The sequence below is a fragment of the Streptomyces sp. CNQ085 genome, assembly GCF_022614595.1.
In the GTDB taxonomy this organism is placed as follows: domain Bacteria; phylum Actinomycetota; class Actinomycetes; order Streptomycetales; family Streptomycetaceae; genus Streptomyces.
In genome coordinates, this window is sequence record NZ_JAJFAU010000026.1 from 4,980 (window position 1) to 19,940 (window position 14,961).

16 protein-coding genes and 1 pseudogene are annotated in these 14,961 nt (G+C 72.6%); 9 read left to right on the forward strand and 8 right to left on the reverse strand.

The annotated features are described in order from the left end of the window. The first annotated feature begins 152 nt into the window (after window positions 1-152). Window positions 153-338 (forward strand): hypothetical protein, encoded by a 186-nt coding sequence (locus LJ221_RS07360; RefSeq protein WP_241714781.1) that lies wholly within the window; start codon window positions 153-155, stop codon window positions 336-338. 413 nt (window positions 339-751) lie between these two features. Here the strand turns inward: LJ221_RS07360 and LJ221_RS07370 are convergent, their stop codons facing one another. Beyond that, the gene (locus tag LJ221_RS07370; protein WP_241714837.1) at window positions 752-1,351 is read right to left on the reverse strand and encodes a class I SAM-dependent methyltransferase; all 600 of its coding nucleotides are present in this window, start codon (window positions 1,349-1,351) and stop codon (window positions 752-754) included. A 171-nt stretch (window positions 1,352-1,522) separates the two neighbouring features. Here LJ221_RS07370 and LJ221_RS07375 point away from each other — a divergent pair, with 171 nt between their 5' ends. Further along, window positions 1,523-1,915 (forward strand): roadblock/LC7 domain-containing protein, encoded by a 393-nt coding sequence (locus LJ221_RS07375; RefSeq protein WP_241714783.1) that lies wholly within the window; start codon window positions 1,523-1,525, stop codon window positions 1,913-1,915. Window positions 1,916-2,101: 186 nt separating this feature from the next. Next, window positions 2,102-3,007, forward strand: coding sequence for a DUF6397 family protein (locus LJ221_RS07380; RefSeq protein ID WP_302851962.1), 906 nt, complete (start codon window positions 2,102-2,104; stop codon window positions 3,005-3,007). Here the strand turns inward: LJ221_RS07380 and LJ221_RS07385 are convergent. Next, window positions 2,985-5,498, reverse strand: a complete 2,514-nt coding sequence (locus tag LJ221_RS07385) for an RNA helicase (RefSeq protein WP_241714786.1) — start codon at window positions 5,496-5,498, stop codon at window positions 2,985-2,987. The two genes, LJ221_RS07380 and LJ221_RS07385, sit on opposite strands and share 23 nt — an antisense overlap. Window positions 5,499-5,713: 215 nt before the next feature. Here LJ221_RS07385 and LJ221_RS07390 point away from each other — a divergent pair, with 215 nt between their 5' ends. Both LJ221_RS07390 and LJ221_RS07395 read left to right on the forward strand, forming a co-directional pair. Continuing rightward, window positions 5,714-6,508: a metal-dependent hydrolase gene (locus tag LJ221_RS07390; RefSeq protein ID WP_241714788.1), complete on the forward strand. Its 795-nt coding sequence runs from the start codon at window positions 5,714-5,716 to the stop codon at window positions 6,506-6,508. Window positions 6,509-7,025: 517 nt separating this feature from the next. Further along, window positions 7,026-8,897, forward strand: a complete 1,872-nt coding sequence (locus LJ221_RS07395; protein WP_241714790.1) for an ABC transporter ATP-binding protein — start codon at window positions 7,026-7,028, stop codon at window positions 8,895-8,897. A gap of 112 nt (window positions 8,898-9,009) precedes the next feature. Here LJ221_RS07395 and LJ221_RS07400 read toward each other — a convergent pair whose 3' ends face one another. Together LJ221_RS07400 and LJ221_RS07405 are read right to left on the reverse strand one after the other, a co-directional pair. After that, complete coding sequence (locus LJ221_RS07400) at window positions 9,010-9,363, reverse strand: NUDIX domain-containing protein (protein WP_241714839.1); 354 nt, start codon at window positions 9,361-9,363, stop codon at window positions 9,010-9,012. Between the two features lie 86 nt (window positions 9,364-9,449). Further along, window positions 9,450-9,842, reverse strand: coding sequence for a VOC family protein (locus LJ221_RS07405; RefSeq protein ID WP_241714792.1), 393 nt, complete (start codon window positions 9,840-9,842; stop codon window positions 9,450-9,452). Window positions 9,843-9,891: 49 nt separating this feature from the next. On the opposite strand from LJ221_RS07405, the gene LJ221_RS23650 reads away from it, so the two are divergent. From LJ221_RS23650 to LJ221_RS07415, 3 genes and pseudogenes are all read left to right on the forward strand, one after another. Beyond that, complete coding sequence (locus tag LJ221_RS23650) at window positions 9,892-10,137, forward strand: ThuA domain-containing protein (RefSeq protein WP_308314735.1); 246 nt, start codon at window positions 9,892-9,894, stop codon at window positions 10,135-10,137. 90 nt (window positions 10,138-10,227) lie between these two features. Further along, window positions 10,228-10,341, forward strand: a pseudogene (locus LJ221_RS23655) (ThuA domain-containing protein); the annotation flags it as partial. Between the two features lie 71 nt (window positions 10,342-10,412). Further along, on the forward strand, window positions 10,413-10,937 hold the full coding sequence (locus LJ221_RS07415; protein ID WP_241714794.1) for an O-acetyl-ADP-ribose deacetylase: 525 nt from the start codon (window positions 10,413-10,415) through the stop codon (window positions 10,935-10,937). A 46-nt stretch (window positions 10,938-10,983) separates the two neighbouring features. Here LJ221_RS07415 and LJ221_RS07420 read toward each other — a convergent pair whose 3' ends face one another. The 4 genes from LJ221_RS07420 to LJ221_RS07435 form a co-directional block, all read right to left on the reverse strand. Beyond that, complete coding sequence (locus LJ221_RS07420) at window positions 10,984-11,229, reverse strand: alpha-amylase (RefSeq protein ID WP_241714840.1); 246 nt, start codon at window positions 11,227-11,229, stop codon at window positions 10,984-10,986. Beyond that, window positions 11,226-12,515, reverse strand: coding sequence for an exo-beta-N-acetylmuramidase NamZ domain-containing protein (locus tag LJ221_RS07425; RefSeq protein ID WP_241714796.1), 1,290 nt, complete (start codon window positions 12,513-12,515; stop codon window positions 11,226-11,228). The genes LJ221_RS07420 and LJ221_RS07425 overlap by 4 nt, the downstream gene beginning before the upstream one ends. 126 nt (window positions 12,516-12,641) lie before the next feature. Then, a complete protein-coding gene (locus tag LJ221_RS07430) occupies window positions 12,642-13,223 on the reverse strand; it encodes an FGGY-family carbohydrate kinase (protein WP_241714799.1) in 582 nt (193 codons plus the stop codon). Window positions 13,224-13,301: 78 nt separating this feature from the next. Further along, the gene (locus LJ221_RS07435) at window positions 13,302-14,411 is read right to left on the reverse strand and encodes an NAD(P)-binding domain-containing protein (RefSeq protein WP_241714800.1); all 1,110 of its coding nucleotides are present in this window, start codon (window positions 14,409-14,411) and stop codon (window positions 13,302-13,304) included. Between the two features lie 64 nt (window positions 14,412-14,475). Here LJ221_RS07435 and LJ221_RS07440 point away from each other — a divergent pair, with 64 nt between their 5' ends. Beyond that, complete coding sequence (locus LJ221_RS07440; RefSeq protein WP_241714801.1) at window positions 14,476-14,898, forward strand: secondary thiamine-phosphate synthase enzyme YjbQ; 423 nt, start codon at window positions 14,476-14,478, stop codon at window positions 14,896-14,898. The last annotated feature ends 63 nt before the right edge of the window (window positions 14,899-14,961 follow it).

Sequence of the window (14,961 nt, forward strand, 5' to 3'; positions counted from 1 at the left end):
CCCCCCCCCCCCCCCCCCCCCCCCCCCCCCCCCCCCGCCCCCGTCCCGTTCTCCGGCGCGGCGCGCGGCGGGGCGGGGCGGAACCAGACTGCCCGTGCGTACGTTCTCCGAAGTGAGCGGCGATCGCACCGCCGCCCGAGGAGGCGTGGAAGATGACCAACCGTGGAAAGATCGCAGTCGGCGGCGTGGTGGTGGGGTTGCTGCTGTGGGCGGTGACCGGCAGCTTCCTGCTGGCACTGGCGGTCGTGGTCGGCGTGCCGGCGATCGCCTACCTGGCGCTCGACCCCTCGCAGCGGCGCAGGGTGCGACGGGCGGGCCGCAAGGAGCTCGGACGCTGACCCCGCACACGCCGGGCGGCCCGCGCGGGACGGCCCGGATCCATGCCGTCGTGTCCGGTCGTACCGCCAGCTCGTCCAGAGCCCCGAGCGACTCCGGCAGCTCCGGTCCGCGGCTCACCGGAAGCACCTCGCCGGGCTCGTCGTCCAGCAGGACGAACGCGATGTCGTCGGTCCGCGCCACCAGGCTCCAGCCGGGCCCGTCCGCACGCAGGGTCCGGGCCTCCCCGGTGGCGAAGGCGGACCGGATCCGGCCGGGCGGCGGGCAGTGCGTGTAGCCGCGGGCCTCGGCCTCCTCTCCGGAACCTCCGGACATCGTCCGCGCACCCCGGCCACGGGAGGGCGCGGCGTCGAGGGACCGAGGACACACCTGGGGTCCTCGACGCGGCCCGTGCCGCCGGGGAGCGGTGCGGCGCTCAGGTGCGTACGGCCAGCGCGAGATAGCGGTGGTCCTCGTCGGCGCAGGAGGCCAGGCGCCAGCCCGCGGCCGCCAGCAGGGGGCGGAGGTTCGGCTCGGCCCGCGGGTCGTCGGGCCTGAGCCGGCGCCCGCGGCGGGCCGCGAGGGCGGCGCGTCCGACCGAGTGGAACAGCGCGAGACGGCCGCCGGGCCGGACCACCCGGGCCAGCTCCCGCAGGCCGTCGGCCGGGTCGGGCAGATGGGACACCAGGCCGGCCGCGAACACCGCGTCCAGCACTCCCTCGCGCAGCGGCAGCCGGGCGGCGTCGGCGACGGTCAGCAGTGCGCCGCGGTGCCGCCCGGCCAGAACGGCGACCTCCAGCATCGCCGGGGTGAGATCGACGCCCAGCACCGTGCCCTGTCTGCCGACCGCCGCGCGCAGCGCGGGCAGCGCACGGCCGGTGCCGCAGCCGGCGTCCAGCACCGTGTCGCCGAGGAAGAGACCCAGCTCCGCCACGGCGGCGTCGTAGGCGGGCCCGTCGTCGGGGAAGCGGGCGTCCCAGCCGGCGGCCCGCTCGGTGAAGAATTCCAGCACACGCGTCCTGTCGTACTCCGTCATACTGTCTTCGTCGTCCACTGTTGGTGCCTTTCCCGGTGACTGATCGCGGTACCCCTGCTTCCGGTTTCCTTCTGGTTCCGGCCTGGCCGCCGGCGGCCGAGATCGGTGGTTGCCCCGGGGCCCGTCGTGGGTAAGGCTGGCACCGCGTGACCATGAGAAGGGGGAACCGGTATGGCACTGAGCAGTGAGCTGGACTGGCTGCTGGACGATCTGACACAGCGGATGCCCTCGGTGCGGCATGCGCTGGTGCTCTCGAACGACGGGCTGGTCACCGGAGCCGCCCAGAGTCTGGAAAGAAGCGAGGCGGAACACCTGGCCGCCGTCGCGTCCGGGCTGCACAGTCTGGCCAGGGGCACGGGAGAGCGTTTCCACGTGGGCCGGGCACGGCAGACGATGATCGAGTTCGACGAGGGGATGCTGTTCGTGACGGCCGCCGGGGACGGCAGCTGTCTGTGCGTGCTGGCCGAGGCGGATGCCGACATGGGGCAGATCGCCTACGAGACGACCCTGCTGGTGAACCGGGTCGGCGAGCATCTGGGCGTGGCCATGCGCAACGGACACTGATCGGCGGTGCGCGGCGGCCGCCGTGCGACGGACCGGAGGCCGACCGCCCCGCGAGGTGGCGCCGACCGTTACCGGACATAGCCCCACCGGGGCTTTCTCCAGGTTTTCCACAGGCACCCCGGCGCGGCTCGACAACGGACTACCTTCATCGCACACGGTAGTCGTCGAGATGCACGGGGGATCATCATGCCGGTCGGGCTGGTACGGGCGGAGAAGGTCGCGGAGAAGGCCGGGGCACGGGAGACGGGCGCGGCGGAGGCCGTGCCGATGGACGAGGCGCACCGGGCGCTGGGTATCAGGCCGAGGGAGCTGGAACTGGCCGTGGAGCTGGGCGCGCTGGCGACGGTCACGCCGAGGCGGGAGAGCCATCACCGCCGGGTACCGGTGGCCGAGCTGACCCGGGTGTGTGCGGAGAAGGGGTTTCCGGCCACTTTGCGTGAGCGGTTGCGTCTGGTCGGCGTGCGGGAGGGCGCCGGGCTGCTGGGTGTCACCCCGGTGCGTTTCGCGCGGCTGGCCCGGGCGGGCTGCTTCGGCCCGGTGCGTTTCTCCCTCAACCGGTACCGGGCAGTGGTCTGGCTCTATCTCGCCGGTGAGCTGCGGGAGGTCGCCGAACACCAGCCGGCGCTGCTCCGCGGCGCACTGCCCGAGGGGCTGAGGCGCATCCTGGCCGAGGGTGAGGACTGGCGTCCGCGCCACTGGCGCAACCGGCGCATCGCCCGGGCGGCCGCCCGGACGGACGATCCGTGGGCGGTCGCCGCCGCCCACGCCGCGGTACTGACCTCAGAGGTGCTGGAGGAGGCGGTATCGGATCCGGCCGAGCGGGCCCGACTGGAGGAACTGCGGCCGGAGCTGACCACCGCCCGGCCGGAGTCCTTCGCTGCCAGGAGGGTCGTGCGGGAACTGCTTACCGCCGACGGAGAGGAGGAGATCCTCTGGCACCGGCTGGGCCTGGCGTCGGCACTGAGCACGGCGCGGTCGGCCCGCCCCCTGAGCCGGCCTGAGGGGGAGCCCCGGCCGTCGCCCCCGCCGGCCGGGGGCCCGTCCTCACACGAGCCCGGGGCCGCGGCCGTCAGAGCTGCCCCACGTCGATGACCTTGATCACCGCGCGACCCTCCCCGTCGGAGGCAGTGAGGTCGACCTCGGCGGTGATCCCCCAGTCGTGGTCGCCGCCGGGGTCGGCGAACGTCTGCCGCACCCGCCACAGACCGTCCTCGGGACGCTCCTCGATCCGCAGCAGCTTCGGACCGCGGGCGTCCGGGCCGGTGCCCAGGTCGTCGTACTCCTCCCAGTACGCGTCCATGGCTTCGGCCCAGGCGTCGGCGTCCCAGCCGGCCCCGGCGTCCAGCTCGCCCAGCTCCTCGACCTTGTCCAGGGCCGCCAGCTCCACCCGCCGGAACATCGCGTTGCGTACCAGCACGCGAAAGGCGCGGGCGTTGGCGGTGACGGGCTTGACCTGGTCGGCGCGGTCCTGCGCCTCCTCGGCCGTCTCGTCCCCGGGATGGGCCAGCTGCTCCCACTCGTCCAGCAGACTGGAGTCGACCTGGCGCACCATTTCGCCCAGCCACTCGACGATGTCCTGGAAGTCCTCGGACTTCCGGTCGTCCGGCACGGTGTGCTCCAGCGCCTTGTAGGCACTGGCCAGGTAGCGCAGCACGATGCCCTCGGTACGGGCCAGCTCGTAGTGGGAGACGAACTCCCCGAAGGTCATGGCCCGCTCGTACATGTCACGGATCACGGATTTGGGGGACAGAGGATGGTCGCCGACCCACGGGTGGCTCTTGCGGTAGACGCCGTAGGCGTGGAGGAGCAGCTCCTCCAGCGGCTTGGGATAGCCGATGTCCGCCAGCCGCTCCATCCGTTCCTCGTACTCGACGCCGTCCGCCTTCATCTGCGCGACGGCCTCGCCCCTGGCCTTGTTCTGCTGGGCGGCCAGGATCTGACGAGGGTCGTCCAGCGTGGACTCCACCACGGAGACCATGTCCAGCGCGTACGAGGGGGACTCGGGGTCCAGCAGCTCGAACGCGGCGAGCGCGAAGGTGGACAGCGGCTGGCTGAGTGCGAAGTCCTGCTGGAGGTCCACGGTCAGCCGGATGCGGCGCCCCTCGGCGTCGGGCGCTTCCAGCCGCTCCACGACCCCGCCGTCCAGCAGGGAGCGGTAGATGGCGATCGCCCGCCGGATGTGGCGCAGCTGGCTGCGCCGGTCCTCGTGGTTGTCCTCCAGCAGCTTGCGCATCGCGGCGAAGGCGTCACCGGGCCGGGCGATAACGGACAGCAGCATCGCGTGGGTCACCCTGAAGCGGGAGCTGAGCGGTTCCGGATCGGAGGCGATCAGCTTCTCGAAGGTCTGTTCGCTCCAGTTGACGAAGCCCTCCGGGGTCTTCTTCCGCACCACCTTGCGGCGCTTCTTCGGGTCGTCGCCCGCCTTGGCGAGGGCCTTCTCGTTCTCGATGACGTGCTCGGGGGCCTGTGCCACGACCAGACCCGCCGTGTCGAAGCCGGCCCGGCCTGCGCGACCCGCGATCTGGTGGAACTCCCGTGCCCGCAGCACCCTCACCCGGTTGCCGTCGTACTTGGTCAGCGCGGTGAACAGCACCGTGCGGATAGGCACGTTGACGCCCACGCCGAGGGTGTCGGTACCGCAGATCACCTTCAGCAGGCCCGCCTGGGCCAGCCGCTCCACCAGCCGTCGGTACTTCGGCAGCATCCCGGCGTGGTGCACCCCGATGCCGTGCCGGACATAGCGCGAGAGGTTCCGGCCGAACTTGGTGGTGAAACGGAAGTTGCCGATCAGCTTGGCGATCTCGTCCTTCTCGGCGCGCGAGCACATGTTGATGCTCATCAGCGCCTGGGCGCGTTCCACCGCCTGGGCCTGGGTGAAGTGCACGATGTAGACCGGCGCCTGGTGGGTCCCGAGCAGTTCGGTCAGCGTCTCGGTCAGACCGGTGGTGCGGTACTCGTAGCTCAGCGGCACCGGCCGGGTGGCGGAGCGCACCACCGCGGTCGGACGCCCGGTACGCCGCGTCAGGTCCCCCTCGAACCTGCTCACATCGCCGAGTGTCGCCGACATCAGGACGAACTGCGCCTGGGGCAGCTCCAGCAGCGGGATCTGCCAGGCCCAGCCGCGGTCCGGTTCGGCGTAGAAGTGGAACTCGTCCATCACGACCTGGCCGATGTCGGCGTCCGCACCGTCGCGCAGTGCGATGGAGGCGAGGACCTCGGCGGTGCAGCAGATGACGGGCGCGTCGGCGTTGACCGAGGCGTCGCCGGTGAGCATGCCGACGTTCTCGGTGCCGAAGATCTTGCACAGGTCGAAGAACTTCTCCGATACCAGAGCCTTGATGGGGGCGGTGTAGAAGGTGACCTTGTCCTGGGCGAGCGCGGTGAAGTGCGCTCCGGCCGCGACCAGGCTCTTGCCGGACCCGGTCGGTGTGGAGAGGACGACGTTCGCCCCGGAGACCACTTCGATCAGCGCCTCCTCCTGGGCGGGGTAGAGCGTGATGCCCCGCCCCTCGGCCCAGCCGGAGAAGGCTTCGTAGAGAGTGTCGGGATCTGCGGTGCTCGGCATCTGATCGATAAGGGTCACGCCCTCCATACTGCCTGCCGGGGTGCCTCCGGTGGGAACCGGCCGCCCGCACGAAGATCATCGGCACTACGCTGTGCCACCGGCACACCGGCACACCGGCACACCGGCACACCGGCACACCGGCACACCGGCACACCGGCACACCGGCACACCGGCACACCGGCACACCGGCACACCGGCACGAGGGCACAGCGAGCGATGGGGTGGGGACGCACATGATGGGACCGGCGCATTCACTGTCGGGGGCGGCGGCGTGGCTGGGAGTGGGAGCGGCGGCGGACGCACTGGACCGGCCGATGCCATGGCCGGTCCTGGTCGTCGGTGCCCTGATCTGCGCGGGCGCGGCCCTCGCGCCCGATCTGGACCACAAGTCGGCGACGATTTCCCGTGCCTTCGGTCCGTTCTCCAGATGGCTGTGCACGGTGATCGAGAAACTCTCGTGCGCGGTCTACAAGGCCACCCGCAAGTCCGGCGACCCACGCCGCGCGGGAGGCCACCGCACCCTCACCCACACCTGGCTGTGGGCGGTGGCGATGGGCGCGGGCTTCTCGGCCTTCGCGCTGTTCGGCGGGCGCTGGGCGGTGCTGGGCATCCTCTTCGTCCACATGGTGCTGGCCGTCGAGGGCCTGCTGTGGCGGGCGGCGCGGGTCTCCAGCGATGTCCTGGTGTGGCTGTTGGGAGCGACCAGCGCCTGGATCCTGGCGGACATCCTGAACAAGCCCGGAAACGGGGCGGACTGGCTGTTCACCGCACCCGGCCAGGAGTATCTGTGGCTGGGCCTGCCGATCGTGCTGGGCGCCCTGGTCCACGACCTCGGCGACGCCGTCACCGTCTCCGGCTGCCCGGTCCTGTGGCCGATACCCGTGGGGAGCAAGCGCTGGTATCCGCTGGGAACCCCCAAGCCCATGCGGTTCAAGGCGGGCAGCTGGGTCGAGTCGCAGGTCCTGATGCCCGGTTTCATGCTGGCCGGCGGGCTGAGCGGGCTGTGGGCTGTGGGTTTCCTCGGCTGAGCCCCCCTTCGGCCGTGCCCCCTCGGCCGTGCCGGATCCGTCAGCACGCCCCGCCCTGCTCCTCTCGGACCGTCACAGCGCGGCGTAGGCGCCGTCCGCTTCGGACCGCCGCTCGGTGAGCGGCCCAGCAGCGGCTGGTACACCACCAGGGCCGTGCTTCCAGCAGGCCGCCCAGCTGTGAACGCCACAGCCAGAGCATCAGGTGAAACCCGGACCGTACGCCGGGGTCGCCGGGATCGGGATATGGAAGATCGCGAAGGCGCATGGCGTCCCGGAAACGGTCTCGATGGCGGAAAAGCGGAACCGACCGTGCAAGCCCTCCGCCATCCCCGGTGGAAGGGCAAAGGGTTTTCCGTACGGAGGACGCGACGGCGCGCGGTCCGGCTCTGCGCCCGCCGGCACCCGGGCGGGTGGTGCGGAAGGGCGGCCGGAGGGAGGGCGACCGTAGGCTGGTGAGCCCGGGCCGGCCCGACCGCGGGTGGGTCCGCAGGTCCCCGCCGTCTGCCGAGGGAGCGCATTGCACCGCGACGAACCCGACTGGACCCCACCGCGGAAGAGGAAGGACGAGCCGCAGCCGCCCGCCCAGATCCGCCGTATCCTGCGTCTCTTCCGCCCCTACCGCGGGCGGCTGGCCGTGGTGGGGACGCTGGTGGGCGCCTCCTCGCTGGTGTCGGTCGCCTCACCGTTCCTGCTGCGCGAGATCCTCGACGTGGCCATCCCCGAGCAGCGCACCGGCCTGCTGTCCCTGCTCGCCCTGGGCATGATCGCCACGGCGGTGCTGACCAGTGTCTTCAACGTCCTCCAGACACTGATCAGCACCACCGTCGGCCAGCATGTCATGCACGACATGCGCACCGGGGTCTATGCCAAGCTCCAGCGGATGCCTCTGGCGTTCTTCACCCGCACCCGCACCGGTGAGGTCCAGTCCCGCATCGCCAACGACATCGGCGGAATGCAGGCCACGGTCACCTCCACCGCGACCTCCCTGGTCTCCAACCTCACCAGCGTGGTGGCGACGATCGTGGCCATGCTGGTGCTGGACTGGCGGCTGACGCTGGTCTCCCTGCTGCTGATGCCGCTGTTCGTCTGGATAAGCCGCAGGGTGGGCCGGGAACGCAAGAAGATCGCCACCCGGCGGCAGAAGCAGATGGCGGCGATGTCGGCGATGGTGACCGAGTCGCTGTCGGTCAGCGGCATTCTGCTGGGCCGTACCATGGGCCGGGCCGACTCCCTGACCCGGTCCTTCTCCGAGGAGTCGGAGCGGCTGGCGGACCTGGAGATCCGCTCCAACATGGCCGGACGCTGGCGGATGTCGGTCATCGGCATCATCATGGCGGCCATCCCGGCGCTGCTGTACTGGGCGGCCGGCCTGCTCCTCCACCTCGGCGGCCCGGCCTTCTCCATCGGCACCCTGGTCGCCTTCGTCACCCTCCAGCAGGGTCTGCTGCGCCCGACCGTCTCACTGCTGAGCACCGGTGTGCAGGTGCAGACCTCGCTCGCCCTCTTCCAGCGCATCTTCGAGTACCTGGACCTGCCGGTGGACATCACCGAGCCCGCCCGGCCCGTGAGGCTGGACCGGGCACGCGGGGAGGTCCGCTTCGAGAACGTCGGCTTCTCCTATGACCCGGACTCGGCCACCCCCACGCTCAGCGGCATCGACCTGACCGTCCCGGCGGGCGGCAGCCTCGCCGTCGTCGGCGCCACCGGTTCCGGCAAGAGCACACTGAGCTATCTGGTGCCGAGGCTGTACGACGTGACCGGCGGCCGGGTCACCATCGACGGCGTCGACGTACGGGAGCTGGACTTCGACTCCCTGGCCCGGACGGTGGGCGTGGTGTCGCAGGAGACCTACCTCTTCCACGCCTCCGTCGCCGACAACCTCCGCTTCGCCCGACCCGGCGCCACCGACGCCGAGATCGAGGCCGCGGCCCGCGCCGCCCAGATCCACGACCACATCGTCTCGCTGCCCGAGGGCTACGACACCCTCGTCGGCGAGCGCGGATACCGCTTCTCCGGGGGCGAGAAGCAGCGCCTGGCCCTCGCCCGGACCGTTCTGCGCGACCCGCCCGTCCTCATCCTCGACGAGGCCACCAGTGCTCTGGACACCCGAACCGAGCAGGCGGTCCAGCGGGCCGTCGACGCACTGGCCGCGGGCCGTACCACGCTGACGATCGCCCACCGCCTGTCGACCATCCGCGACGCCGATCAGATCGTCGTCCTCGACGGCGGCCGGATCTCCGAGCGCGGCACCCATGAGGAGCTCATCGCGCTCGACGGGCGTTACGCGGCCCTGCTGCGGCGCGACGCCGTCCTCCCCGAGGCGGCAGATGCCGAGTCCGCCGGACCGGCCGGGTCCGGTCCGGGAGCGGTCGAGACCGCCCCTGCCTGAACCACCGTCGGCGCAGCACCAGTAGTACGTGCTCCCGCACCGTATCGAGCCGGAAACGGAGGAGGGACACCGGGACACCGGGACACCGGGCACGGTCCGGCGGCGGGAGCGATCAGGACAGCCTCCCCGCGGCGCGCAGCTCGTCGAAGACCAGCTGGTCCACCGGCGGCACCAGAGCGCGGTCGGCGTACGCCAGCCAGCGGATCTCCTCGATCTCACCGGCGGCTGCGAGCGTGCCGCGGTGGTCGCCGGTGTAGCAGGCCATCCGCACCACCACCCGGGGAGTGTCGACATCCACCGGTGCCTCGTACGTGCCCACGTGGGCGACCGTGCCCGGCACGATCGCCACGGTCAGCTCCTCCCCGACCTCCCGCAGCAGGGTCTGCTCATCGCTCTCCCCGGCGTGGCGTTTGCCGCCCGGAATGTAGAAGAGGTCCTTGCCGCGGGTGCGGGCGCCCAGGATCATGCCGTCGCGCAGATGTACCCACGCCACCGTGTCGATGAGTCCGTGCGCGGGGCCGGGCGCACCGGGTATGGGGCCCGTGGCGCCCGTCACAGGGTGGTCCTCCCGCCCGAGAGGTGGAGTCCGGAGGAGCGCGGGGCGAACACGCCGAACTCGTTGCCCTCCGGATCGGCCAGGATGTCCCATTCGGTCTCCTCGTCCTGCCGCCGCACCATGGTGGCGCCCAGCGCGAGGAACTCGCCGGTGTCGCCCCACACGTCGAAGCGCACCCGGTTCCGGCCGGCCCCGGGGGCCGGCGCCGGGGTGAACCAGATCACCGGCCCGGCGTCCTGCGGATGGTGGATGGCCACCGCCCACTCCGGCGGCGGAGGAGGCTGGCCCATCGGCCCGCGGCGCTCGTACCCCAGCGCGGCGCACCACCAGTCGGCGAGCGCCTGGTGGTCGGCGGCGTCCACGACCAGGTCCTTGATACGTGCTGGCATGCCGACGAGCGTAGTCCGGCGCGGCGCCGGGGCGGGGGACCATGGAACCATGGGCGTTGAACGGATTCTCGTCTTCACCCGGACCACCGGTTACCGGCACGGCTCCATCCCGTACGGCGTCGAGCCCCTCCGCGATCTCGGCGCCGGCCTGGGCCTCACCGTGGAGGTCACCGTGGAGCCCGGAGTCCTCGTCGCCGCCCTGGACGGCTGTCGCGCGGTGGTCTTCCTCTCCACCAGCGGTGAGGCGCTGACCGCCGAAAGCCGCGATGCGCTTCCAGCCCGCGCGGCCGGGTGAGGGTGCTGGTCTCCGCCGACGAGTCCACCTACGAGGGCGGCGGGACGGGGAAGGACCCCCCGCTGGCCCGGTGCCAAGAGAAACACCGGAGGCCGCTCCTTCCGCACCGCCCTGGGACACGGCCCCGAGGCATACACCGCCCCCGGCTTCCGGCGCCATCTGCTCGGCGGTCTGGCCTGGGCGGCCGGACTTCGCATGCCCTGACGCCGCCCGGTACCATCCGGCACCGCCCGGTAGCGCCCTCGGAACGGGGCGGCAACGGGCAGGATGGGGCCATGGTCACGATCCGGCTGGTCCAGGGCGACATCACCGAGCAGTCCGCCGACGCGGTGGTCAACGCCGCCAACTCCTCCCTACTGGGCGGCGGAGGCGTCGACGGGGCGATCCACCGCGAGGGAGGTCCGGAGATCCTCGCGGAGTGCCGGGCCCTGCGCGCCTCCCGTTACCGCGGGGGTCTGCCCACCGGCCGGGCGGTCGCCACCACGGCCGGCCGGCTGCCCGCGCGCTGGGTGATCCACACGGTGGGGCCGGTCTGGTCCGCGGCCGAGGACCGCTCGGAGCTGCTGGCCTCCTGCTACCGGGAGTCGCTGCGCGTGGCGCGTGGGCTGGGCGCCCGCACCGTCGCCTTCCCCGCGGTATCCACGGGCGTCTACGGCTGGCCGCTGGAGGACGGGGCCCGCACCGCCCTGCGCGCGGTGCGGGAGGAGACCGGGTGGGAGGAGGCGGCCGGGGCGTTCGAGGAGATCCGCTTCGTCCTGTTCGACCGACGGGCCTACAACGCGTTCACCGAGGCCCTGTGACGGCCGTGTCCGGGGCGGCGCCCGTGATCGCGCCCGCCTCCGGTGCTCACGGCTCGCACAGGTCGATGCGCACCGGGTGGCCGTCGTCCGGGCCGTAGCCCGCGAAGGTGGCGGTGGTCCTCGGTTCGACCGTCCGGCAGGGGCTGTGCGTGCCGCCGGCTTGGACCACCCGGACGGTGCGCGCCCCGGCGCAGCCGTTGGTGACGAAGCTGTGGCGCCGGCCCGGGGCGGGAGCGAGGCACGCCGGCGCCTCGCCCGTTCCGGCCGCCGCTCGCTCCGCGAGACCCCTCAGCGGTAGAGCAGATACGCGCGCCGCGTCCGCTCGAAGGCGCGAACCTCCTCACGCCAGGCGGCTACGACCTCGTCCGCGTCCTTGCCCGCGTCGATCATCTCCCGCAGCCGCGGGGACCCGGAGAGCTTGTCGATCCAGAACGGGCGCCTGGTGTCCCAGGAGTCCTGGCGCCAGGCGAAACCGGGGTAGCGGCGCGCCTCCACCAGCATCGCCACCGCCGTGGGGATCGGCTCGTAGCGGCGCGGGTCGGTGAGGTGGATCTGGACGCCCGCACAGGTGGTACCGGTGTGCTTGCCGAAGGTCGGTGCGAAGTACCCCTCGCGGAACCGCACGCCCGGCAGCTCCCGGGCGTCCAGCCGGTCGCTGTAGCGGTGGTCCAGGTACGGCGCTCCGACGAACTCGAACGGGCGGGTGGTGCCGCGCCCCTCCGAGAGGTTGGTCCCCTCGAAGTAGCCGGTCCCGGCGTAGACCACGGCGGTGTCCGCGGTCGGCATGTTCGGGGAGGGCGGCACCCAGGGCAGGCCGTTGCCGTGCGCGGTGGAGTACGGGTCCCAGCCGCGCACCGGCACGACCTCCAGCTCCGACTGCTTCCCGCCCTCGCCCTCCTTGGGCATCAGCTCGCCGTTGAAATAGCGGGCCAGTTCGCCCACCGTCATCCCGTGCTGCTGGATGATCACCTCGGCGCCGACGCCCGAGGTGAACTCCTCGGTCATCAGCGGGCCGTCCGCCCGTCGGCCGATCGGGTTGGGGCGGTCCAGCACCACGAAGCGGGCGCCGGTGGAGCGGGCGGCGACCATCGCGCTGTACATGGTCCAGATGTAGGTGTAGAAGCGGACGCCGACGTCCTGGATGTCGAAGACGATCGTGTCCGCCCCGGCCCTGGTGAACAGCTCGGCCAGCTTCGCCGCGCCCGCGCCGTACGCGTCGTACACCGTCAGACCGGTGCGCGGGTCGGTGAACTCCGGTTCGGACCCGCCCGCCTGGGCGCTGCCCCGGAAGCCGTGCTCGGGACCGAACACCCCGACGATCTCCAGCTCGCTGTGCGCGGCCATGGAGTCCACGATGTGTCCGGTGTCGCGCAGGACACCGGTGGGATTGCTGATGACGCCGACCTTGCGGCCGCGCAGCATGGACCAGCCGCGGGCGGCGGCGACATCGGCGCCGGGGACGACGTCCCGGCCGTCCGGCCGTCCCGGAGCGGCGGCGGTGGCGGAAGGGGCGGGCAGGAGCGGGGCGGCCAGCGCGGCGGCCGCGCCGCCGGCGAGGAGTGAACGGCGGGAGGGCATGCCGGGAAGCTAACCGTGCGTGCGGTGAGCGACAAGGGGCCACGCACGGTGACAGAGGTACAGAGCAGTGGCGGCGTTCCGACGGAGCAGCCCCGGTTGCGCGCGCCCGGTGGTCCACACCCCGGCTCACTCCCCGACGAGTACCACCTCCAGGGTGCGCGGCCCGTGGACGCCCTCCACCCGGTCCAGCTCGATGTCGCTGGTGGCCGACGGGCCGGAGATCCAGGTCAGCGGACGGACCGGATCGAGCCTCCCCAACGCCTCGGGCACCGACGCCACCACCTGCCCGGGGGCACGTACCACGCAGATGTGGTGGTCGGGGATCAGGGTGATGCGGCGGCGCCCCTGCCCGGGGCGCCGGGCATCGGCGACCGCCCGGCGGTGGGCCAGGGCCAGGGAGTCCAGAACGCGGCGGACCATCTCGGCCGGATCGCGGGGGACCGGCTGACCGGTGCGGCGGCACGCCTCGGCGATCCGCCCCGGCGCCGGGAAGACCGGATCGCCGGCCTCCACCACCGACCGCAGCCCTGGCGCATCCGCCGCCTCGCGCCGCAGCGTCTCCAGGTCCGGCGCGAGCCCCTCGGTCTCCCAGGAACGCAGACACTGTTGGAGATGCCACAGCCCCATGATGTTGCGCAGGTAGCGGACCGTGCCGTCCACGCCCAGCTCGTTGGTGAAGTTCGCGGCGCGCGACTGCCCGGTGAGCACCGGCGCCTCCAGCCCCCACACCGGCCGGCGACCAGGTGCCCGTGGCGATGTACGCGAACGCCCGCCCGCTCTCCGCGGTCACCCCGGCACACACCTCCGGCCGGAACCTGGCCGGCTTCCGCCGCCCGAGGGGCGGTTGAGGAGGTCCCGCACCGCACGGACCGCGGCCCGGCCCGCCCGGCCCGCGCCGACGGTGCTCGCCGAGGGGCCGTAGCCGACCAGATGGATCCGCGGATCGCGCACCACGCGGGTGCCGTCCATGCGGATGCCGCCGCCCGGCTCGCGCAGCCGCAGCGGTGCCAGATGGCCGACCGCGGGACGGAAACCGGTGGCCCACACGAGGCTGTCCGCCGCGATGGAGCGCCCGTCGTCCCACTCCACGCCGCCGGGGGTGATCCGGTCGAACATCGGCAGGCGCCGCAGCACCCCGCTCTCCCGGGCGCGGCGCGCTTCCTCGGTCATGGGCAGCCCCGTCACGGAGACCACGCTGCGCGGCGGCAGCCCGTCGCGCACGCGCTCCTCCACCAGCGCGACCGCCGCGCGTCCGCGCTCGGCGTCGAACGGTCCCTCGGTGAAGACCGGCTCGCGGCGGGTCACCCAGGCCGTGGCGGCGGCGACCGGTGAGATCTCCAGCAGATGCTGCACGGCGGAGGTGCCGCCGCCCACGACCACCACGCGCTCGCCGGCGAAGGCGTCCGGCCCGGGGTAGCGGGAAGTGTGGACCTGGCGGCCGGCGAATGACTCCTGGCCGCGCACCCGGGGCCGGAAGGGACGGTCCCAGGTCCCGGTGGCGTTGATCAGCGCCCGGACGGCCCACACGCCGGCGTCAGTCTCCGCCAGCAGCCGTCCGTCCCCGGCCTCGCGCACCGCGCGCACATGCACCGGGCGCCGCACCCGCAGACCGAAGGCGCGCTCGTAGTCGGCGAAGTACCCGCCGATCACCTCGGAGGAGGGGCGGTGGGGGGCGGCGCCGGTCAGCTCCATGCCGGGCAGGGAGTGCATCCCGTGCACCCGCTCGTACGTCAGGGTGGGCCAGCGGAACTGCCAGGCCCCGCCGGGGCGCGGGGAGTGGTCCAGCACGACGAACTCCCGGCCCGGCTCGTATCCGGCGCGCCGCAGGTGGTAGGCGCTCGACAGGCCGGCCTGCCCGGCGCCCACGATCACGACCTCCGCCTCCGAGAACTCCATGTCCCGGCCAACCACGGGCGGAGCCGGATGCTTCCCGGAGCGGGGCAGGCCTCAGGATGGAGTCATGAGCGATCGCTTCAGTACCCGTACCCTGCACATCACCACCGGCTCGGACGAGACCGTCGCCGACCTCACCCGCGAATGCGAGGGTTTCCTCGCGGAGGTCGCCGACGGCCGCGACGGGCTGCTCAATGTCTTCGTCCCGCACGCGACGGCCGGCATCGCGGTCATCGAGACCGGCGCGGGCAGCGACGACGACCTGCTCGCCGCGCTGCGCGACCTGCTTCCGGCCGACGGCCGGTGGCGCCACCGGCACGGCAGCCCCGGCCACGGCCGTGACCACGTCCTGCCGGCCCTCGTCCCGCCGCACGCCACCCTGCCGGTGATCGGCGGACGACTGGAACTGGGCACCTGGCAGTCGGTCTGCCTGGTGGACACCAACAGTGACAACCCCGACCGGCGGGTGCGGCTGTCCTTCCTCGGTTAGCCTTAGCCGCCGTATCGGGGCCGGGAGGGGCCAGGAGAAGGGTGGGAGCCCTCCCAGCCTGGT